Source organism: Natronomonas marina (genome assembly GCF_024298905.1).
Taxonomy (GTDB): domain Archaea; phylum Halobacteriota; class Halobacteria; order Halobacteriales; family Haloarculaceae; genus Natronomonas; species Natronomonas marina.
Map to the genome: position 1 here is coordinate 3816543 of NZ_CP101154.1, position 21346 is coordinate 3837888.

General features: G+C 68.9%; 19 protein-coding genes and 1 tRNA gene. 16 read left to right on the forward strand and 4 right to left on the reverse strand.

Going from position 1 to position 21346, the window contains the following annotated elements; translation table 11 throughout:
- The first annotated feature begins 31 nt into the window (after positions 1-31).
- Both larE and NLF94_RS19925 read left to right on the forward strand, forming a co-directional pair.
- Positions 32-889 carry an ATP-dependent sacrificial sulfur transferase LarE gene (gene larE / locus NLF94_RS19920; protein ID WP_254839388.1) on the forward strand — a complete coding sequence of 286 codons (858 nt, stop codon included), beginning with the start codon at positions 32-34 and terminating at the stop codon, positions 887-889.
- Between the two features lie 152 nt (positions 890-1041).
- Positions 1042-1479 carry a universal stress protein gene (locus NLF94_RS19925; protein ID WP_254839389.1) on the forward strand — a complete coding sequence of 146 codons (438 nt, stop codon included), beginning with the start codon at positions 1042-1044 and terminating at the stop codon, positions 1477-1479.
- Between the two features lie 42 nt (positions 1480-1521).
- On the opposite strand, the gene NLF94_RS19930 is transcribed toward NLF94_RS19925, so the two are convergent.
- Both NLF94_RS19930 and NLF94_RS19935 read right to left on the reverse strand, forming a co-directional pair.
- The gene (locus tag NLF94_RS19930; protein WP_254839390.1) at positions 1522-2724 is read right to left on the reverse strand and encodes an inorganic phosphate transporter; all 1203 of its coding nucleotides are present in this window, start codon (positions 2722-2724) and stop codon (positions 1522-1524) included.
- Positions 2721-3614: a universal stress protein gene (locus NLF94_RS19935; RefSeq protein ID WP_254839391.1), complete on the reverse strand. Its 894-nt coding sequence runs from the start codon at positions 3612-3614 to the stop codon at positions 2721-2723. Before NLF94_RS19935 ends, NLF94_RS19930 begins: the two co-directional genes overlap by 4 nt.
- A 138-nt stretch (positions 3615-3752) precedes the next feature.
- On the opposite strand from NLF94_RS19935, the gene NLF94_RS19940 reads away from it, so the two are divergent.
- The 3 genes from NLF94_RS19940 to NLF94_RS19950 are packed head-to-tail and all read left to right on the forward strand — an operon-like array spanning position 3753 to position 8691.
- The gene (locus NLF94_RS19940) at positions 3753-5915 is read left to right on the forward strand and encodes a hydantoinase/oxoprolinase family protein (protein ID WP_254839392.1); all 2163 of its coding nucleotides are present in this window, start codon (positions 3753-3755) and stop codon (positions 5913-5915) included.
- Positions 5912-8185 (forward strand): hydantoinase B/oxoprolinase family protein, encoded by a 2274-nt coding sequence (locus NLF94_RS19945; RefSeq protein ID WP_254839393.1) that lies wholly within the window; start codon positions 5912-5914, stop codon positions 8183-8185. The genes NLF94_RS19940 and NLF94_RS19945 overlap by 4 nt, the downstream gene beginning before the upstream one ends.
- Entirely contained in the window at positions 8185-8691 is a 507-nt protein-coding gene (locus NLF94_RS19950) for an acetone carboxylase subunit gamma (RefSeq protein ID WP_254839394.1), read from the forward strand. The genes NLF94_RS19945 and NLF94_RS19950 overlap by 1 nt, the downstream gene beginning before the upstream one ends.
- A 30-nt stretch (positions 8692-8721) precedes the next feature.
- Here the strand turns inward: NLF94_RS19950 and NLF94_RS19955 are convergent, their stop codons facing one another.
- Entirely contained in the window at positions 8722-9336 is a 615-nt protein-coding gene (locus NLF94_RS19955; RefSeq protein WP_254839395.1) for a histidine phosphatase family protein, read from the reverse strand.
- A 103-nt stretch (positions 9337-9439) separates the two neighbouring features.
- On the opposite strand from NLF94_RS19955, the gene NLF94_RS19960 reads away from it, so the two are divergent.
- The 8 genes from NLF94_RS19960 to NLF94_RS19995 all read left to right on the forward strand — a co-directional run bounded on the left by NLF94_RS19960 (position 9440) and on the right by NLF94_RS19995 (position 16649).
- Positions 9440-11815 carry a DEAD/DEAH box helicase gene (locus tag NLF94_RS19960; protein WP_254839396.1) on the forward strand — a complete coding sequence of 792 codons (2376 nt, stop codon included), beginning with the start codon at positions 9440-9442 and terminating at the stop codon, positions 11813-11815.
- A gap of 124 nt (positions 11816-11939) precedes the next feature.
- Positions 11940-12608, forward strand: coding sequence for a type 1 glutamine amidotransferase (locus NLF94_RS19965; RefSeq protein WP_254839397.1), 669 nt, complete (start codon positions 11940-11942; stop codon positions 12606-12608).
- Positions 12609-12714: 106 nt separating this feature from the next.
- Positions 12715-13098, forward strand: coding sequence for a Rid family detoxifying hydrolase (locus tag NLF94_RS19970; protein ID WP_254839398.1), 384 nt, complete (start codon positions 12715-12717; stop codon positions 13096-13098).
- The gene (locus NLF94_RS19975; protein WP_254839399.1) at positions 13095-13319 is read left to right on the forward strand and encodes a DUF7981 family protein; all 225 of its coding nucleotides are present in this window, start codon (positions 13095-13097) and stop codon (positions 13317-13319) included. Before NLF94_RS19970 ends, NLF94_RS19975 begins: the two co-directional genes overlap by 4 nt.
- Before the next feature lie 77 nt (positions 13320-13396).
- Positions 13397-13478: transfer RNA gene (locus NLF94_RS19980), tRNA-Ser, on the forward strand.
- A gap of 376 nt (positions 13479-13854) precedes the next feature.
- Positions 13855-15522 (forward strand): thermosome subunit beta, encoded by a 1668-nt coding sequence (thsB, locus tag NLF94_RS19985; RefSeq protein WP_254841460.1) that lies wholly within the window; start codon positions 13855-13857, stop codon positions 15520-15522.
- Between the two features lie 248 nt (positions 15523-15770).
- Positions 15771-16238, forward strand: a complete 468-nt coding sequence (locus tag NLF94_RS19990; protein ID WP_254839400.1) for a cupin domain-containing protein — start codon at positions 15771-15773, stop codon at positions 16236-16238.
- 39 nt (positions 16239-16277) lie between these two features.
- A complete protein-coding gene (locus NLF94_RS19995; RefSeq protein ID WP_254839401.1) occupies positions 16278-16649 on the forward strand; it encodes a DCC1-like thiol-disulfide oxidoreductase family protein in 372 nt (123 codons plus the stop codon).
- Positions 16650-16677: 28 nt separating this feature from the next.
- Here NLF94_RS19995 and NLF94_RS20000 read toward each other — a convergent pair whose 3' ends face one another.
- Positions 16678-17145, reverse strand: coding sequence for a DUF4395 family protein (locus NLF94_RS20000; RefSeq protein WP_254839402.1), 468 nt, complete (start codon positions 17143-17145; stop codon positions 16678-16680).
- Positions 17146-17543: 398 nt separating this feature from the next.
- On the opposite strand from NLF94_RS20000, the gene NLF94_RS20005 reads away from it, so the two are divergent.
- The 3 genes from NLF94_RS20005 to glyS all read left to right on the forward strand — a co-directional run bounded on the left by NLF94_RS20005 (position 17544) and on the right by glyS (position 21305).
- Entirely contained in the window at positions 17544-18650 is a 1107-nt protein-coding gene (locus tag NLF94_RS20005) for an IS630 family transposase (protein WP_254837548.1), read from the forward strand.
- 73 nt (positions 18651-18723) lie between these two features.
- Positions 18724-19575 carry a CBS domain-containing protein gene (locus NLF94_RS20010; protein WP_254839403.1) on the forward strand — a complete coding sequence of 284 codons (852 nt, stop codon included), beginning with the start codon at positions 18724-18726 and terminating at the stop codon, positions 19573-19575.
- Positions 19572-21305 carry a glycine--tRNA ligase gene (gene glyS, locus NLF94_RS20015; RefSeq protein ID WP_254839404.1) on the forward strand — a complete coding sequence of 578 codons (1734 nt, stop codon included), beginning with the start codon at positions 19572-19574 and terminating at the stop codon, positions 21303-21305. The genes NLF94_RS20010 and glyS overlap by 4 nt, the downstream gene beginning before the upstream one ends.
- Positions 21306-21346 lie beyond the last annotated feature (41 nt).

Genomic DNA, 21346 nt, shown 5'->3' on the forward strand with positions numbered 1-21346 from the left:
GCTTTTCTACGCGCGTCCCGACCGACCGGGTATGGACACGCGCGCGAAGCGCGAGGCCGCCGTCGAGGACCTGCGGGGCTTCGACGGCGTCCTCGTCGCCTTCTCCGGCGGCGTCGACTCCGCCGTCGTCGCTGCCCTCGCCGAGGACGCCCTGGGCGAGGACGCCGTCGCCTGCACCGCAAAGAGCGAGACGCTGCCCGACGCGGAACTCGACGACGCCACCCGCGTCGCCGAGGAGATCGGCGTTCGACACGAGGTGGTCTCCTTCTCGGAACTGGACAGCGAGGCGTTCGTCGAGAACGACGGCGACCGCTGTTACCACTGCCGGTCGATGCGACTGGGGAAGATGTTCGACACCGCACGCGAGTTGGGCATCGACGTGGTCTGTGACGGCACCAACGCCTCCGACCCCGGCGAGGGCCACCGGCCCGGCCTCCGCGCCGTCGAGGAACTGGACGCCTACTCGCCGCTGCTCGAACACGGCATCACGAAGGAGGAGGTCCGCGACATCGCCCGCGAGTACGACCTCTCGGTGGCCGACAAGCCCTCGATGGCGTGTCTCTCCTCGCGCATCCCGACCGGCCTGGAGGTCACCGAGGAACGCCTCGGCCGCGTCGAGAAGGCCGAGACGCTGCTGCGGACCTGGGGTTTCGAGCAGTTCCGCGTCCGCGACCACGACGGCCTCGCCCGCATCGAAGTCGGCGCCGACGAACTGGAGGCGGCGCTCGACTCCGACTTCGCGGCGGCGGCCCGCGAGCACCTCACTGACGCCGGCTTCGATCACGTAACGCTGGACCTCGCGGGCTACGAGACCGGCAGCGTTTCACCCGAGAGCGAGGCGACGACGCCCGAGGAGTCGGACGTGTTCGACGCCGAGTACCCGACGTAGGCGGAGCGGCGTCGGGTCGGCTTGGCAGTGGGATAGCGGTCGTCGAGAACGACGCGGGCTGTCGGTGTCACGAACTCCGACTCACGCTCTGCTCTCGACAGTCCAGGCCGACGCGACCGAGGGTACTTGCTCGTGGCCGACGAAGCGCCGGCATGGACGGCCCACCCGAGCACGTACTGGTGCCGCTGGACGGTTCGCCGCTGGCGGAGGCGGCCCTGGAGCACGCTCTGACGGTGTACGACTGCCGGGTGACGGTGCTGAACGTCGTCACGCCGCTGGACGGCCCGCTGAGCGAGGGCGGCGTCCTCGAGGTGGGCGAGGACCGCCGCGAGGCCGCCGAGGAGCGCGCCGAGACGGTGCTGGAGCGCGCCCGCCGGCAGGCCGAGGACGCCGGCCGAGAGGTCGAGACGGCCGTCGAGACGGGCGACCCCGCCGAGACGATCGTCGAGTACGCCGAGGCCCACGGTGTCGACCACGTCGTGATGGGGAGTCACAGCGAGTCGAAGAACGCCCTCGCCCGGCGACTGCTCGGCACCGTCGCCACGGCCGTCGTCGGGGAGTCGCCCGTCCCGGTCACCGTGGTCCGGTAGTCGCTCCCGGTCCGGTCGCCGTCGGCCGGCGGTCGCCCCCGCTCACCGGACGCCGAGCACCGACGTCAGCAGCCGGTAGAGGCCGAACCCGACGGCGACCGACGACCCGAGCGTGACGAACCAGAAGACGACCGTCCGGACGATTTTCTCGCGGGAGACGCCGGCCGACCCGCCGGCGAGGCCGCCGCCGATGACGCCCGAGATGATGATGTTGTTGAACGAGACGGGGATGCCCAGCGCGATGGCCAACTGGGCGATGAGGAAGCCGGGCACCAGGGCGGCGATGGAGCGGCGGACGCCCAGCTGGGCGTACTCCCGGGAGGTCGCCTGCAGGAGCCGCGGGGCGCCCATCCACGCCCCGGCGAGGATGCCGCTGGCGCCGAACGCCAGCAGCGCGATGGCCGGGAGACCGAGCTCCGTGCTGGCGAGGTTCTCCAGCGGCCCGGTCGCCAGGCCGACCTGGCTGCCGCCGCTGGAGAAGGCGACGACGCTACCGAGAATCAGGAGGAACCCCCTGATACCGGCGTCGACGTCGTCGAGCATCCGGCGGCGGAGGGCGCCGAACGCCGCGACGGCGAAGGCGACGGTCGTGGCCGCGGCGACGACGTCGATACCGGCGACGGCCGGACTCCCGAACGGCAGTCCCGCGGCGCCGGCGATGGTGCCCTGGTCGGCGTCGGGGGCAGGGATGACGCCGAGGCGGACGTTGGCGACGATGGCGGCGACGACCGCCGCCAGGAGGGGGACGCCGACGGCCTCGGGGACGTCCTCGCGGCGCAACAGCGTCGCGGTGACGTAGGCGACGCTGGCGGACATGAACGGCACCGCGAGCCAGAAGGTCCCGAGGCGGCGGTAGGTCTCCCAGGCGGGCGCGCCGCCGAGCGAGAGTCCCACGCCGACGATGGCGCCCGTCGTGGCGAACGCGGCGGGGATGGGGTAGCCGGTGTAGACGCCGAGCGCCATGAACGTCGCGGCGGTGAGGAGGCCGGCGGTCGCCGCCAGCGGCGTGATACCGACGCCGTCGATGAGGCTCGTGCCGACCGTCTCGGAGATGCTCCCGCCCTGCGTGAGCGCGCCGAGGGCGGCGAAGACGCCGATGAGGAAGGCCGCCCGCATCGTCGGCACCGCGTTGGCGCCCACCGCGGGCGCGAAGGGCGGGGAGTTGCTGTTGGCGCCGAGCGCCCACGCCATGAACAGGCCGGCCAGTGCCGCGGCCCCGACGAGCACCCAGAACGTCGCTGTCATGCGCCTCGGCGGCGGGACCCGAGGCGGCCGAACAGCGATGCGAGGGGGCCGGCGGCGTCGGCTGCGCGGGCCAGAACGACCGTCCGGTCGGTGCGGTCGGCGACCCGGCGCGGGACCGACCCGACGAGGCGGTCCCGGAGACCGCTCCGTCTCGTGGCACCGAAGACGACGACGTCGTGCTCGGCGGCGGTCTCGAGGAGGGCCGATTCGACGTCGTCGGACGCCCGGACGACCGTCTCGACGGGGATGTCGGGTCCGGGCGCCGCCGAGAGCGCCTCCACCGCGGCGGTGAGCCTCCCGGTGGCCGCCTCGTCGTCGGTTCCCGGCGGAACCACGGTGACGACGCTCACCGTCGCCTCGTTGGCGGCGGCGATGGCCGCGGCGGCGGTCGCCGCCGGCCGGACGTGCGGGCCGCCGGCGACCGGCAGGAGGACGCCGTCGACGCCGTCGGCGACGCGGCCGATGCGCTCGACGTAGACGTCACAGGGGGCCCGCCGGAGCAGTCTGTCGACGCTCGTCCCGAGGACGAGTTCCGAGCGGCGCGGCGGCCCGTGCCAGCCGACCAGCAGCGCCTCGACGGCGGGGTCGGCCGCCGCGTCCAGCACGCCCGAAGCCACCGACCGCGCGACGACGAGGTCCGCCTCGACCGGGACGTCGGCCGGTGCGGCCGCGGTCGCGCGGTCCAGCAGTGCCTGCCGGTCGCCCGAGTACTCCCGGCGAATCGTCTCGTCGGAGAACACCTCGAACGGCGAGTCCTGGCTCTTGACGACGACGCTCACCAGCCGTATCCCGCCGTTTCGGACCCGCGCGAGGTCGCCGGCGGTCCGGACCAGTTGCTCGACGTGGTCGGGGTTCCCAACCGCGACGACGACCTCCGGGTCCGTGTCCATCGTGTATCCTTCCCAATGTCGGTACTAACGGCTGTCGGTACTTCAACCCCCCTCCGGTGCGAGGCCCCAACTAGATGATTAATCGTGACGAGTACCGTCTGTCGTGAGCCACAGTAACACACACCACGGGTGGTCGTCGTGAGCGCCGACGACGGCCGCAACCGGCCGCGCCTGCTGGCGATGGACACGGGCGGCACGATGACGGACACCTTCGTCGTCGACGACGAGGCGAACTACACGGTCGGGAAGGCACAGACGACGCCGGACGACGAGTCCGTCTGTACGACGAACTCCTTCGGCGACGCCCTCGAGAACTGGGGGGTCGCCCCCGGCGTCGGCGCCGGCGACCTGGAGGGCATCGTCTACTCCGGGACCGCGATGTTGAACCGCCTGCTGGAGCGGGAGGGCACCGGCGACATCGGCGTCATCACCAACGGCGGCATGGAGGACCAGTTGCGGTTCGGCCGTGGCATCCAGTCGTGGGCCGACCGCTCCTACGCCGGCCGTCTGCACGCCCGCGAGCACGAACACCCCGAGCCACTGGTCCCCCGCGAGAACATCCGCGGCGTCCGCGGCCGGATGAACATGGCCGGCCTGCCGACGCTGCCGCTCTACGAGGAGGAGGCCTACGAGGCGGTCCACGACCTGCTGGACCGCGGCGTCCGGGTCATCTGCGTCTGTCTCGTGTACTCGTATCTCAATGACAACCACGAGCAGAAGGTACGGGAAATCGCCGAGGAGGTGATGGCCGAGCGCGGCGAGGAGGTCCCGGTGTGGCTCTCCTCCGAACAGAAGCCCATCCGCGGGGAGGTGCCGCGGATGAACACGCTGGTCATCGAGGCCTACGCCGCGGAGCCGTCCCGCGACCAGCTCTACCGCGTCGACGAGGGCTTCAGCGACCTCGGCTCGGAGGCGCCCGTCCGCGTGCTCACCTCCTCGGGCGGCACCGTCGCCCCCGAGCACGACTGGCTGGCCGACACGATGCTGTCCGGTCCCATCGGCGGCATCTTCGGCGGCGAGTACGTCGCCGACGAACTCGGCATCGACAACCTCGTCTGCTCGGACGTCGGCGGCACCTCCTTCGACGTCGGGCTCATCACCGAGGGCCACTACCCGACCCGGTGGGACCAGAGCCTCGCGCAGTTCATGGTCTCCATCCCGATGACCGCGATGGACACCATCGGCTCGGGGACGGGGTCGTACGTCCGCGTCGACCGCACCTCCGAGCGTATCGAGGTCGGGCCGGACTCGGCGGGCTACGAGGTCGGCTACTCGAACCGGGACGCCGACGTCGACACCGTCACCGTCACCGACTGCACGCTGGCGCTCGGCTACCTCAACCCCGACTCGTTCCTCGGCGGCGACATCCCCGTCGACCGCGACGTCGCCGTCGAGGGCATCCGCGAGCAGGTCGCCGAACCGCTCGGCGAGGACGTCCACGAGACCGCCCGCGGCGTGCTGGACATCGTCGAGCGGGACATGTCCAACGAACTCCGGGGGCTCATCCTCGGCCTGGGCTACTCGCCGGAGAACTACACGCTGATGAGCTACGGCGGCGGCGGCCCGCTGCACGCCGCCGGCTACAGCCGCGGCCTGGACTTCCAGGACGTCCTCATCCCGCAGTGGGCCGCCGCGTTCTCGGCGTTCGGCTGTGCGTGTGCCGATTCGGCCTACCGGTACGACCAGTCGGTCGACGAGATACTCCAGCCGGACTTCTCGAACGCCGGGATGGTCGCCCACTCGCTGAACGACACCCTCGAGACGCTCCGGGAGCGGGCGGAAGCGGCCTTCGACCGCGACGGCGTCGACCCCGGGACCGTCGAGTTCCGGCCGTCGCTCCGCATCCAGTACCTCGGCATGCTGGACGACCTCGAGGTCGACATCGGCGAGGTGTGGGACGACGAGGAGGGCATCGACGCCGAGGACGTCGAGACCATCATCGACCGCTACGAGGAGAAGTTCGACCAGGTGTTCCAGCGCGCCGCCAAGTCCCCGGAGAACGGCTACCAGTTGACGATGGCCATCGGCGTCGGCGTCGCGCCCTCGCCGAAGCCGACCATCCCCGAGGAGGAACTGCAGGGCGAGACGCCGCCCGACGAGGCCCACAAGGGCACCCGCGACATCTACTGGGACGACGACTGGCACGAGGCGGACCTCTGGGAGATGCGGTCGATTCTGCCGGGCAACCGCATCGACGGTCCCGCCGTCGTGGAGGCGCCGGCGACGACCATCCTCGTCCCGCCCGGCTACGAGGCACCGCTCGACGAGAACCGCATCTACCACCTCCAGGAGAAAGCATGAGCATCGAGAACACGAAGGTCGGCGAGGAGAAACTCGCCGTCACGGAGAAGCTGACGAACGGCGGCGAAATCGGCTGGAACGGCCAGACGCTCCAGTCGATGCTCGAAGACACCGAACGACTCACCGAGGAGACGGGCCACTACCGCGGGCTCGAATCGCTCGAGTTGAAGGAGGAGGACCGCTTCGAGTACGAGCGGCTCTACTCGCGGCTCCGCGGCGCCTTAGTGTCGGCCCGCGAGACCGCACTGCACGTCTCGGCGTCGCCGATCGTCCGGGAGATCGGCGAACTGTGCTTCCAGATCTACACGCCGGAGGGCGACTCCATCGCCGTCTCGACCGGCATCATCGTCCACGTCCACACCGGCTCGCTGGCCATCAAGTGGATGATAGAGCAGGACTACGAGCACGACCGCGGCATCGAACCGGGCGACGTGTTCTGCAACAACGACAACGACCTCGGCAACGTCCACACGACGGACGTCCACACCATCGTCCCCATCTTCCACGACGGCGAACTGGTGGCGTGGGCCGACGGCGTCACCCACGAGGCCGACATCGGCGGCGCCTCGCAGGGCCACACGAGCATCGTCCACACCTCCCGGTTCGAGGACGGCATCTACGCCACCTGCGAGAAGATCGGCGAGAACGACGAACTGTACCAGGACTGGAAGGTCCGCGGCGAGCGGTCGACGCGGACGCCGATGTACTGGGACTTAGACGAGAAGTGCCGGCTCGCCGGCTGTCACATGATCCGGGAGGCGGTCCACGAGATCATCGACGACGTCGGCGCCGAGATGTTCAAACAGTTCACCCGCGAGGCCGTCGAGGAGGGCCGCCGGACGATGGAATCGCGCGTCCAGGAGCGGCTCTTCCCCGGCACCTACCGGAGCACGTCCTTCGCCGCGCTGCCGCTGGAGGAGGAGGGGTGGAAGCCCGAACAGCAGACGGACACGATGCACCACCTCCCGGTGGAGATGGACATCAACGCCGACGGGACGATGAGCCTGGACATGGAGGGGACCTCCTCGCAGGGCGACCACTCGTTCAACGCCGCCGAGGGGTCGATGACCGGCGGGCTGTGGGTGTCGCTGACGCAGTGTCTGCTCCACGACGGGAAGGTCAACGACGGCTCCCACTACGCGCTCGACACCCACTTCCCGGAGGGCAGTCTCACGAACCCCGACGACCCGCAGTTGTCCTTCCACGCGCCATGGGGGACCATCATGCCGGCGTTCCAGTCGGTCTGGGAGAACGTCTCGCAGGCCTTCTTCGCCCGCGGCTTCCGCGAGGAGGTGGTCACCGGCTACTCCGAAACGTCGGATTCGGTGCAGGGCGGCGGGACGCTGATGGAGTCGATGGCCCAGATGATACCCGACGAGGTCGGCGACTACTTCCCCGTCTCGCCGTTCGACCTCTCCTGTCAGGGCCTCGGTGCCTCGGCGGTCCGGGACGGCCTCGACTACGGCTACGCGATGTGGAACCCCGAATCGGACATGGGCGACATCGAGGAGTGGGAGCTCACTCAGTGGGGCACCCAGTACCTCTCCCGGCAGATAAAGACCGACTCGGCCGGCCACGGGAAGTATCGCGGCGGCTCCGGCTGGGAGGGCGTCCTCACCGTGATGGGCGCCGAGGACTGCACGCTGTACAAGGCGGCCCAGCCGGACGTCACCTTCTCGAAGGCCGGTATGTCCGGCGGTTATCCCGGCTCGACGAAGTACGCGGTTCGCGCCCACGACACCGACCTGGCCGACCGGGCCCGCGAGGGCGAACCGTACCCGACCGGCGACACGCCGCCCGGCAGTTTCGAGGAGCACATCGAGGGCGACGTCACCCGGACCCACCGTGGCAACTACTTCCCCAAGGAGTACGACAACCACGACCTCATGCACTTCCAGATGGGCGGCGGTCCCGGCTGGGGCGACCCACTGGAGCGCCCGCTGGCGAAGGTGGTCGCCGACGTCGAGGAGGAGATCTACTCGCCCGGCACCGTCGAGTCGGTGTACGGCGTCGTCGGCGAGTTCGACGAGAAGAACCGCGAGTTCGAACTCGACGAGGCGGCCACCGACGAGGCCCGCGAGGAGATACGCGAGCGCCGCCGCGAGGAGAGCCGCACCTTCGAGGAGTTCTACGAGGACGAACGCGAGCGCGTGAAGGACGGCGACGTCGCCCACCAGGTCGCCGAGATGTACGTCGACGCCTTCGACATCTCGGAGGCGTTCGAGACCGAGTTCCACGAATTCTGGGACCTCGACGGGAGTGGGTTCTGATGGCGAGCGAGACCGACGAACGGCAGGTCGCAAAGCTCATCGAGGGCGAACTCGGCTGGGAGGAGTTGCGGAACGACGTCCTCCCGGACCCGAAGGACGACCAGCGTTTCGAGGTGACCCGGCGGCTGCTCGAGGAGCGCGTCGACTGGGACAACCCGATTCTCGTGCCGCTCAACGACCATCTCTACGCCGTCGGCGCCGAGCAGGGCCGCATCGTCAAGTGCGACTGCGGCCACGAGTTCTGCTCGCTGGAGGAGAACTGGAAGCACCACGCCCGCGTCCGCGTCCGCGAGGACGAAGAGGAGCACCGCGAAATCTACCCGCAGTACCAGACGCCGCACCCCGACTGGGACTTCCAGTTGCGGGAGTGGTTCTGTCCGGGCTGTTTCGCGCAACTGGACGTCGACGCGGTTCCGGCCGGCTACCCCGTCCGGCAGGGGTTCGAACCGGACGTCGACACCTTCTACGAGGAGTGGCTGGGCGAACCGGCGCCGGACCGGCGGTAGCGGTCCAGAGACCGGTCGCCCGCGACGACCTCACCGCCAGTCGGTGACGTTCTCGCTGACGACCCGACACTCCTCCTCGGTCGCGCGAATCTCGTTGACCCCGCAGTTGGCCATGTGGTGGCTGCCGAGCGCCTCCTGCAGGGCCATCCCCTTGACGTAGCCCAGCAGGACGTGCAGCGGGCCGCCGTGGGTGACGACCAGCACCGTCTCCCCGGGGTGGCGGTCGACGAGGCGGTTGAACGCCGCGGTCACGCGGTCGGCCATGTCGCGCAGGGACTCGCCGCCCTCCGGGATGGCGAGGGCGGCCTCGTAGGCGGTCTGGCCGAGACCGAACTCCGGGAACCGGTCCTCGACGTCCTCGTAGGTCAGCCCCTGGTAGACGCCCATGTCCCGTTCGCGCCAGGCGGGGTCGTACTCGACGGGCGCGTCGTCGAGGGCCTCGCCGATGCGGTCGGCGGTCGCCCGGGTCCGCCGGAGGTCCGAGGCGAAGACGCGGTCGACGTCGTAGGCGTCGGCCAGCCACCCGCCGGCGGCGCTGGCCTGCTCGCGCCCGGTGTCGTTCAGGTCGGTCGGTGCCCACCCCTGCATCCGCCCGTTGCGGTTCCAGTGGGTCTCGCCGTGGCGGACGGCGACGACGCGTGTCATGTCATCGGCGGCGCTACGCCGCCCCCCGGTATGAGTGTTCCCTCCGGGACCCGGCCGTGCCGGAAGGGGTGCGTTTTTACTCCGGGCGACCGCGCCTCCGGACGTGGCAACCCCCTCCGGAGTCGAGGAGTTCGTCCCCGAGTTCGCCGAGGCGTTCCCCTTCGAGTCGTTCAACCGGATGCAGCGGGCGGCGCTGCCGGCGGTGCTGGACTCCGAGGAGAACGTCGTCGTGAGCGCGCCGACCGCCAGCGGCAAGACCGCGCTGGCGGAACTGGCCATCTGCCGGACGCTCCGGCAGGGCGGCACCGCCCTCTTCCTGGCGCCGTTGCGGGCGCTCACCAACGAGAAGGAAGACGAGTGGGAACGGTTCGAGGCGCTGGGCTACTCGGTGTACGTCGTCACCGGCGAGCGAGACCTCAACCCGCGGCGGGCCGAGCGGGCCGACATCCTCGTGATGACGCCGGAGAAGGCCGATTCGGCGACCCGCAAGCACGACTCGCCGCGGTACTCGTTCGTGACCGACGTGGACTGCTGTGTCATCGACGAGGTTCACCTGCTCGATTCGGACCGCCGCGGCGCGGTGCTGGAGGTGACCGTCTCGCGGCTCCGGCGGCTGTGTGACCCCCGCGTCGTCGCGCTGTCGGCGACGATGTCCAACGTCGGCGACGTCGCCGAGTGGCTGGACGCGCCCGACGACTGCACCTTCGAGTTCGGCGACGACTACCGGCCGGTCCCGCTGCACGCCGGCGTCGAGACGTACGCCCACGGCGACAACGCCTTCGCCGACAAGTACCGGCGGCTCTACCGCGCGCTGGACCTGGCGGAACCGCACGTCGACGACGGCGGGCAGGCGCTGGTGTTCGTCGCCTCCAGGCAGGACACCGTCCGGGCCGCCGAGAAGGCCCGCGACGAGCTCGCCGAGCGCGACATCGAGGTCGGCGCCCGCGGCGACTACGACTTCCACACCGACGCCGAGGAACTGAGCAACGACACGCTCCGGCAGTCGGTCATCGACGGCGTCGGCTTCCACCACGCCGGTCTCTCGAAGGCCGACAAGGACCGCGTCGAGGAGTGGTTCCGCGAGGGCAAGATACAGTTGCTCTTCTCGACGTCGACGCTGGCGTGGGGCGTCAACCTCCCCGCCCGGTGTGTCGTCATCCGGGACACGAAACTGCACGACCCCCTCGAGGGCGAGGTGGACATGAGCCCGCTGGACATCCTCCAGATGCTCGGCCGTGCGGGCCGGCCGGGCTACGACGACGCGGGCTACGCCTACGTCGTCTGTGACGGATCGGACGCCGAGAAGTACCGCGAACTCCTGGCGGACGGCAAGCCCATCGAGTCGCGTCTGGCCGGGGAACTGGCGACGCACCTCAACGCCGAGATCGCGCTGGGCGTCGTCGACGACATCGAGGACGTCATGGAGTGGCTGGAGACGACGTTCTACTACGCCCGCGCACAGAGCGCGCCGGAGGCGTACGACGCCGGCGACTCCCTGCGCGAGCGGGTGTCGGCGACGCTGGAGCGACTCGTCGAGGACGGCTTCGTCGAGCAGTCGGGACTGGCAATCGACCCGACGCCGCTGGGCCGACTCGCCTCCCAGTACTACCTGCGCCTGGAGACGGCGGCGGCGTTTCACGGCCTCTGCGAGCGGGCCGGCGGCGACGAGGCAGGCGACGGCGAGACCATCGACGAGGCGGCCGTCCTGCGGACCGTCGCGGAGGCCGCGGAGTTCGACAGCGTCTCGGCCCGCCGCGACGAACGGGAGGCCTTCGGTGCGGTGCTGGGCGGCGAGGGCGACGACCTCGACCCGGGCAACCGGAAGGTACTGGCCATCCTCCGGGCCGGGATGTCGGGGACGACGCCCGCCGAGTTGCAGAGCGACGCCTGGGTCATCCGGCAGAACGCCCTCCGGATGCTCGCGGCGCTGCGGGCCTTCTGCGAGCGGTTCGCCGCGCCGCGGGACGCCAGCCTCGTCCGGCGCATCGAGGCCCGCGTCGAGCACGGCATCAGCGCCGACGCGGTCGGTCTCACCGCCATCGACGGCGTCGGCTCCGGCCGGGCGAGCAAACTCGCGAGCGACGGGCTGGCCACGCCGGGCGACGTCCGGACGGCGGGCGTCGAGGGACTCGTTTCGGCCGGTCTCTCGGAGGGTCTCGCCGAGCGCGTCCTCGAGGGGGCCGAGGCGCTACCCGACCTCTCCTTCGAGTGGAACGGCGTCCCCGAGAGCATCGGTCGCGGCGAGAACGCGATGGCCGAGGTGACCGTCGACAACGCCGGCGACGGCGAACCGGCCGGAATCCGGGTGACGGTCAACGGCGTCGAGATGTCCGCGGAGACGCGGTACCTCGGGACGACGACGGTCCCGGTCGGCGTCTTCGGCGGCGACGCCGAGGAACTGACCTACGAGGTCGAGGTGGCCTTCCCGGAGTTGCCGCTCGCGCCGGTCACCGACAGCCGCACCGTTCGGGTGGAGTGACCGCCCCCCACGCGACTTCGACCGCGGCCGGCACCGACCCGACCGCCGGCTGAATCGGGCGTCGTCGCCGACTTGCCGAACGGACCGAAAGTATGAGGTCTCTCGCAACCGAAACCGGAACCGAGTGAGCACCGCCGACGCGGATGTCTCGACCCTGTACGTGGTCCGTAGCGAGGTCGACGCCGACTGCGAGTACCACTGCGACGCGGTGGCAGCACAGTTTCCGGACGCCGAGGAGGTGGATTTCGTCGCGGGCGAACGGGTCCCCCTCGACGACGCGGACGGCGTCGTCCTGACCGGCAGCACGGCCGCCGTCTACGAGTCCGAACGCCGCCCCTGGATCGCCGAGCAGGAGACTCTCGTCCGCGAACTCGTCGACCGGGCGATTCCGACGCTCGGGGTCTGTTTCGGCCATCAGGTGGCGAACTCGGCGCTCGGCGGCACCGTCGAGCACGTCGGGACGACGGCGACGCTCGTCGAGGCGACGCTCGCCGACGACCCGCTGTTCGAGGGGGTGGACCCGGTCGTCGTCTCGCTGCACGGCGACGCCGTGACCGACCCCGGGCGGAACATGGAGGTCATCGCGTCGGCCGACCACGCCCGGGTGTTCGGCACCCGCCACCGGACGGCACCGCTGTGGACCGTCCAGTTCCACCCGGAGATTACCGCCGAACACCGAACTCGCCTCGTTGAGGACTTCGGCTGGGAACCCGGGGGGAACTCCTTCGAGGCGGTCACCGCGGGACGAATCTTCGAGAACTTCGAGGCGCTGGTCGGCGAGGCGCGGACGTAATCGCGTCGCGGCCGTGGCCGCTCGATTCGGGCGTGGCCTCTGCCGACCGACCCACACCGCCGTGCGACCAATCACTGTTATCACGTTCGGCGACGGAACGGCGCCCATGGGCAAGGAGACCGTCCACACCGACGACGCACCGCCCGCCGCCGCGGACTACAGTCAGGCGACCGTCACCGACGACCTGGTCTTCACCGCCGGCCAGGTCGCGCTGACGCCGGAGGGCGACTCGCTGGCCGACGAACCCGTCGACGTCCAGGCCGAGCAGGTGCTTTCGAACCTCGAGGCGGTACTGGACGCCGCGGATTCGAGCCTCGAAGACGCGCTCAAGACGACGGTCTATCTGGCCGACATCGACGACTACGGCACGGTCAACGAGGTGTACGGCGAGTACTTCGAGTCGGACCCGCCGGCACGCTCGGCCGTCGAGGTGGGCGACCTGCCGCTCGGGATGGCCGTCGAGATAGAGGCGGTCGCCGTCCGGGAGTGACGCCGCGCCGGAAGGCGGCCGTGCTCTGGGGTGCCGTCGGCGCTCTCGTGTTCCTCGTGGCCCACCAGGCGTACCTGCTCGCGGACGGTGCCTTCCTCGGAGTCGGGCCGGTCGCTGGCGTCGCCGTCGCCGTCTTCGGCACCACGGCCGCCACGGCGTACTACCTCGAGGGGCGGCTGGCGGGTCCCCGTCCGGAAGGCGACGGCGAGGAGCGGGAGTGAGGGCGACGAAATCCCACCGAACCCCTCGCCCGAGAACGAAAGCCCTTATGCGCCGGATGATTCAGAGTAGAGTGCGGGCCAGGATGGCCGAACGGCAAGGCGCACGCCTGGAAAGCGTGTTCCCTTCCGGGATTCTGGGTTCAAATCCCAGTCCTGGCGTGCGAGGCGCCGAAGGAAGTGAGGCGCCTCGGTATTGTGAACGGCGAGCGTAGCGAGCCGTGGACTGCGGGCGCGACCGCAGGGAGGGCCTCGGTATTGTGAACGGCGAGCGTAGCGAGCCGTGAACTCCCTCTGTGGCGAGTCCGTTCCGCGAGCGCCCCCGAACGGCGCGAACCGTCTAGATAATAAACCCCCGACAGATGACACGGCAGTTCGTCCGCCTGAGAAATGAGTCAATCTTTGTCACACGCCTGTATTCCCCTGGTTTTCACCTCGAACTGGCGAGCTCGTCCGGTGGGCGAGGGTCGTGCGAATCAGGCAATTTTATATAGAACCGTGGACAATCCTTCGGACGAACATGAGTCAACAGCAGCGAATGGGAGGTCAGCCGATGATCATCCTCGGCGAGGACTCCCAGCGGATGAAGGACCGCGACGCACAGTCGCACAACATCGCGGCGGCGCAGGCGGTCGCGGAGTCGGTACGCTCGACGCTCGGGCCGAAAGGCATGGACAAGATGCTCGTCTCCTCGATGGGCGACGTCACCGTCACGAACGACGGCGTCACCATCCTCCAGGAGATGGACATCGACAACCCGACGGCCTCGATGATCGTCGAGGTCGCCGAGACACAGGAGGACGAGGCGGGCGACGGCACCACCACCGCCGTCTCCATCGCCGGCGAACTCCTGAAGAACGCCGAGGACCTCCTGGAGCAGGACATCCACCCGACGGCCATCATCAAGGGCTTCCACCTGGCCTCCGAGCAGGCCCGCGCCGAGATCGACAACGTCGCCCACGAGGTCGACCCCGAGGACACCGAACTCATCAAGAACGTCGCCGAGACGTCGATGACGGGCAAGGGCGCCGAACTCGAGAAGGACGTCCTCGCCCAGCTGGTCGTCGACGCGGTCCAGGCGGTCACCGTCGAGGCCGACGACGGCGAGACGGTCGTCGACCTCGAGTACATCAACGTCGAGACCCAGACCGGCAGCTCCGCGGGCGACTCCGAACTGCTCGAGGGCGCCGTCATCGACAAGGACCCGGCCCACGCCGACATGCCGACGGCCTTCGACGACGCGAAGGTGCTCCTCATCAACGAGCCCATCGAGGTCGAGGACACCGACGCCGACGCCAGCCTCCAGCTGGACAGCCCCGACCAGCTCCAGGACTTCCTCGACAAGGAAGAAGAGCAGCTCCGCGAGAAGGTCGAGGCCATCGCCGAGTCCGGCGCCGACGTCGTCTTCTGTCAGAAGGGCATCGACGACCTCGCCGAGCACTTCCTCGCCCAGGAGGGCATCCTGGCGGCCTCCCGGGTCAAGAAGAGCGACCTCGGCTTCCTCCGGGAGGTCGTCGGCGGCAACGTCGTCTCCGATCTGGACTCCCTTTCGGCCGACGACCTCGGCAGCGCCGACGTCAGCTACGACGAGAGCGAGGAGCTGTTCTACGTCGAGGGCACCGGCGACGAGGCCCACGGCGTGACGCTGCTGCTCCGCGGTTCGACCGAGCACGTCGTCGACGAACTCGAGCGCGGCATCGGTGACGCCCTCGACGTCGTCGCACAGACCGTCTCCGACGGTCGCGTGCTGGCCGGCGGCGGCGCCGTCGAGGTCGAGGTCGCCCGCCGCGTCCGCGACTACGCCGACTCCGTCTCCGGCCGCGAGCAGCTGGCCGTCGAGGCGTTCGCCGACGCGCTGGAACTCGTCCCGCGCGTGCTCGCCGAGAACGCCGGGCTGGACTCCATCGACACGCTGGTCGACCTGCGGGCCGCCCACGAGGACGGCGACGAGACCGCCGGACTCGACGTCTTCACGGGCGAGGTCGTCGACACCTACGACGCCGGCGTCGTCGAATCGGCCCACGCCAAGCGGCAGGCGCTTTCCTCCGCGACGGAGGCCGCCAACCTCGTGCTGAAGATCGACGACATCATCGCCGCCGGCGACCTGAGCACCGAGGGCGAAGAGCCCGAGGGCGGCGCCGGTGGTCCGGGCGGCGCGCCCGGCGGCATGGGCGGCATGGGCGGCGGCATGGGCGGTATGATGTAGAACCTTTTTCCGCCTCGGGTTCGCCAACGGCGAACCACTCGGCGGAAAAACGTTCATGAAAAAGGCCGCCGACTCGCGCTCCGGGCGCTCGTCGGCGGTGTCGTTCGAAAGACCGCGGAGTCGCGCTCTCTCGAACCAAAACGGCGCCTCCGGCGCCGTATGCCCCCGCCCACCCGCATCGCTTTCGACTGTCCTCCTGTCGTCGATTCATCCAATCGTTTTTTGCTCGGAACGTCGCATAGCCGCGCATGGAGAAAGTCGCCATCGACGAACTCGACAACTGGATGGGACCGGCCGACGTCAAGCGTCCGGTCGGGCAGGCGCTCGGCACCGAGCACATGGGCGTCCGCTTCTACGAACTCGAACCGGGCGAGTCCACCGCTTTCGGCTACCACGCCCACGGGGATCAGGAGGAGGTCTTCTACGTGCTGGACGGCACGCTCGCCTTCGAGACCGAGGACGGCGACGTCGAGGTCGCCGACGGCGAGGCCGTCCGTTTCGCCCCCGGCGAGTTCCAGCGGAGCCGCAACGACAGCGACGGCCGGGTCCGGGTACTCGGCATCGGCGCCCCCGCCGACGCCGGCGAGCTAACGCTGTTGCGGGACTGCGAGGCGTGCGGCGAGCGCACCGACCAGGAGATAGAGCCGACCGACGACGGCGCGGCGCTCGTGACCGTCTGCGTCGAGTGCGGCGCCGAGACCGGCCGGTTCACCTGAGTCGGGGCTTCTAAACGCCCCCGTGTCCTACCGGCGGATATGTCCGAGGACGCGTTCGTCTACGACGACGACTGCGGGTTCTGCAAGTGGTGGGCCGACTACTTCGCGCGGCGGACCGACCTGGAGATGGTCGCCTTCTCGGAACTGACCGACGAGCACTTGGAGCGACTCCCCGACGACTACGAGGAGTGTGCCCACCTGCTGACCGACGGGGCGGTGTACTCCTGTGGCGCCGCCATCGAGCAGGCGCTGGCCCGGGCGGACGTGCCGCCGGGCGCCGACGACCTCTTCGGGTTCCTCCGGCAGTTCCGCGACTACGAGCGTTTCCGCGAGGAACTGTACCAGGCCGGTGCCGACCGGCGGGACGCGCTCGGGCAGTTCGTCTCGAAAGAGGAAGTCGGCGAGGAGTGACCTGCTCCCGGCCGTCGGCGCGGGGTTCCTACACCACGCCGAGTCGCCGGAAGAACCCGACCTGTCTGTACATCCGGCAGCCGACGCAGTAGCCGCCGACGCCGGCGACGGCGGCCAGCACCGCGACCATACCGGCCACCGCGTAGCCGGCCAGCGACAGCGCCTCGACGCCGACGGCGGGGGCGGCGTACAGCAGCACCGCCGCGGTCCCGGTGAACGTCGCGCCCATCAGTTTGGCGAACCGGTGGGGGGCGGCGGCCTCCTTCTCGTCCGGCTTGCCGACGACGGGAATCATCGCGCGCCGCCAGACGACGCCGTAGAGGTCGAGACGCCACCCCGACAGCAGCGCGAGGTTCAGCACCGCCGCGACGGCGAGGACGACGAGCGGTTCCTGCAGGGCGATGCCGGCGGCGAGCGCCGACATCGTGACGAGTTGGCCGAACCGGGGCGCCCGCGGGTCGACCATCGCCGGGTCCGTGTCGATATCGGGTGTCATTGTCGCTCCTGACGACCAGGGCGAGGAAAAGGTTGTGCCGGCAATGTGCGGCCCGCGTCCACGGGTCGGCGCCGCCGGGACCGTTGGAACCGACCGTTGAGGGGGTCCGCCGGCGTCGGTGCAAGCATCCGCGAGCGAACGGAGTGAGCGAGCGGTTCGCGGCGACGAGCGATGTGAGGGTTCGAGCGAGCGAGTCGGCGTAGCGGTCTGAAATCGCCTTCGGCGATTTCCGAGCACATCGGAAGCGCTTCGCGCTTCCGAGGACGCCGACCGACTACCGCGCTCGACCGCAGGGAGAGCGCGACTGGAGGGAGGCGCTATTTTTCATCGAAGTTTTTGCCGGCCGCTCGCCATAGTCATTCGGGGAAGTTATTGAGGAAAACCGTCTTTTCGATGTAATGACTGGCCGTGAGAAAGAAGTTGTACGCCACCTGAGCGAGGAAGACCTGGATAGACTGCTCACGGAAACTGACGACGTGAAGCAACACGAACGGCTCGTGTTCATCAAACGGCTATACAAGGGAGCGACGCTCGCTGAAGCCGCTGATGACGTTGGGCGATCAGAGGGGACAGCTGACAACTGGGTCGAACGCTGGAATGAAGGAGGACTGGGCAAACTCACGCCGAACTTCGGGGGCGGCAGGCCCCCGAAGCTCGGCGAGGCCGAACAGCAGCGACTGATCGAGCGACTCCGTGAGGGCCAGCCCTGGAAAAAACAGGAGATTCAGCATCTCCTCAACGAGGAATTCAATATCGAGTATCATCCACACTATCTACCGACGTTTCTGGACAACCTCGGCCTCTCGTACGCTATTCCACGGACGAAACGTCCTGATCGACCAGACGACGCCGAAGGGATTCTCGACGAACGCGTCGAGTACGCGTTCGACGAGGATGCCGACGATCAGCCTCACAACAAACGAGAGAAAGATCAAGACGACGAAGACTGGGACCGTGACGAGGATATTCGAACAGATGGTGGCACAGTCATCGGGTTTTTCGACCTGTCACATCCACAGCCGTGGGACAATTCTCAGCGGATGTACACAGTTGATGACCCACACATCACCCGGCCGCTGGTGAAAATCGACACACCAGCGGCCGGGTTCTATGCACTCAACGGTGAGAGTGTACTGTCGTTTCCGCCGAACCAGGAGAAAGAACAGATCTGTGAGTGCTTCGAGACGATCCGCGAGCAGAATCCGCGTACCCGGATTCTGCTCGTTTTAGATAACTTCTCATCTCACATTTGCAAGTACACTCGCAAGCGTGCCCACGAACTAGGAATTGATCTCGTATTCCTTCCGGTTGGATCGCCGCATCTCAATCCAATCGAGCCAGTCTGGAAAAGTCTCAAGTGGGAGTCATCACCGCTGATTGTCGAAGATGAAGACGAGTACCGAACACTCCTTGACGATCTGTTCGAAGAACTGACCGAGCAACTGAGCTTCGCTGCATCGTGGATTGACAATCACCTCAGTGGATTCCTCAATAAGATCCGCTAATCACTACCGGCGAGCGGCCGTGCAAAAAGTTCGTTCGGAGGACTTAGTACGAAGGCGAGGATAGACGGCGGACATGAACGTTGCAGACGCGATGACGCCCAGGTCGGAGGTGGTGTCGGTCGACATCCCCGGTACCCGCGAGGACGTCCTCGAGTACCTCCAGGAGCGGGGCTTCTCGTCGGTTCCCATCGTCAAGCAGGGCGACGAGGGCGAGACGTTCCGCGGGCTCGTTACCCGGGAGTCGCTCATCGAGCAGCCCGACGAGGACCAGCTGGCGATGCTCGTCCGCGAGGTGCCGACCATCGAGCCGTCGGCGACGCTGACCGAACTCGCCGCCCTCGTCCTCGAGTCCGGCGAGCGCCGCGTCCCGGTCATCGACGAGGACGAACTGGTGGGTATCGTCACCGTCACCGACGTCGTCCGGGCCATCGCCGAGGGCGAGGAAAACGGCGACACCGAGGTCGGCGGCCTGGCGACCCGCGAGATCAACACCGTCTACCGGGAGACGCCGCTGCCGGTCGCCGAGCGCGAACTGGACTACGCCGGCGTCCCATACGCGGTCGTCCTCGACGACGAGGGGCGGCAGGCCGGCATGCTCACCGAGGTCGACGTCATCGAGGTCGCCCGGGTCGTCCAGGGCGAGTCCGACCCCGGCGACGCCGTCGCCAACCAGGACGACGAGTGGATGTGGGAGGGCATCAAGGCGGTCGGGAGCCGCGCCATTCCGACGCTGAACGTCGAGATTCCGGCCGAGCCGGTCGCCGAGTTCATGACCGAGGATCTGGTGACGGTGTCGGGCCGGAAGCGCGCCCGCGAGGCTGCCCAGCTGATGATATCGCACGACATCGAGCAGATTCCGCTGGTCTCGGGCGACGAACTCGCCGGCATCGTCCGGGACGTCGACCTGCTGGAGGCGCTGGTATGAGCGAACTGGCCGAACTGTCGGAACTCGCCAAGCGCCGGGGCTTCTTCTTCGCCTCGAACGAGGCCTACGGCGGGACGGCCGGCTTCTACACGTTCGGTCCAGAGGGTGCGGCGGTAAAGCGGAACCTCGAGGACGCCTGGCGGGACGTCTACGTCCGCGAACTCGGCCACATGGAACTGGAGGCGCCGACGGTGATGCCGGAGGCCGTCTTCGAGGCGTCGGGCCACCTCGAGACGTTCGACGACATGATTCTGGAGTGCGCCGAGTGCGGCGCCACCCATCGGGCGGACCACCTCGTCGAGGACGCTGTCGCGGACGTCGAGGACGCCGAGGCCCTTGAGCCGAGTCGGGTCGCCGAGTTGGTCGCCGACCACGGCATCGACTGTCCCTCCTGTGGGGCGCCGCTGGCCGGCCAGCCCGTCGAGGAGTTCAACCTCATGTTCGGCACGAACATCGGCCCCGGCTCCTCCTCGCCCGGCTACCTCCGGCCGGAGACCGCCCAGGGCATCTTCGTCGAGTTTCCGCGTCTGAAGGAGTACGCCCGCAACCAGTTGCCCTTCGGGGTCGCCCAGGTGGGTCGCGCCTACCGCAACGAGATCTCCCCGCGGCGCGCGCTGGTCCGGGTCCGGGAGTTCACGCAGGCGGAACTGGAGCACTTCGTCGACCCCGAGTACGACGACCCGCCCATCGAGCGGGTCGAAGACGTCGAACTGCCGCTGTACTCCGCGGAAGCCCAGCAGGGCGACGGCACCGCCGAGACCTACACTGTCCGTGAAGCCGTCGAGGCCGGCGTCGTCGAGAGCGAGTGGGTCGCCTACTACCTCGGCGAGTCGATGGCCTTCTACGAGCGGATCGGCGTCGACATGGACCGGTTCCGCTACCGCCAGCACCTGCCGGGCGAGTTGTCCCACTACGCCGCCGACTGCTGGGACGCCGAGACCGAACTCGGCGGCAACTGGATCGAGGTCACCGGCTTCGCCTACCGGTCGGACTACGACCTCCGGAAGCACGGTGAGTACTCCGAGGAGGACTTCACGATATTCCGGCAGTACGACGAGCCGAAGACCGTAGAGCGAGCGACGGTCGACCCCGACATGAGCTACCTGGGACCGACGTTCGGCGACGACGCCGGCGATGTGGTCGAGGCCCTGGAGTCGCTGGCCGCCCGCGACCGCTCGGCGTTCGACGGCGAAGCCGTCACCGTCGAGGTCGACGGCGAATCCTACACGCTGCCCGTCGAGAAGACCGGCTTCGCCGTCGAGGAGCAGACCGAGTCCGGCGAGCACATCACGCCGCACGTCGTCGAACCGTCCTTCGGCGTCGACCGGCTGGTCTACAGCGTGCTGGCCCACCGGTACGGTACCGACGAGGTCGACGGCGAGGAGCGCTCCTACCTCGAGTTGCCGCCCGAAATCGCGCCGACCGCCGTCGCGGTCTTCCCGCTCATGACCAAGGACGGCCTCGACGACCGCGCCCGCGAGGTTGCCGAGTCGCTGCGCGATGCGGGTCTGGAGGTGACGTACGACGACACGGGCAACATCGGCCGGCGGTACCGCCGCCAGGACGAGGTCGGCACGCCCTACTGTGTCACCGTCGACTACGACACGCTGGAGGACGACACCGTCACCGTCCGCGAGCGGGACTCGACCGACCAGACCCGCGTCGCCGTCGCGGAACTGCCCGCCGCCATCGACCGGCTCGTGAGCGGCGCGACGCTGTCGGACCTGTAGCCGCCCGGCCTGCGGGTCGATTTTTACTCCTGGCGACGCAA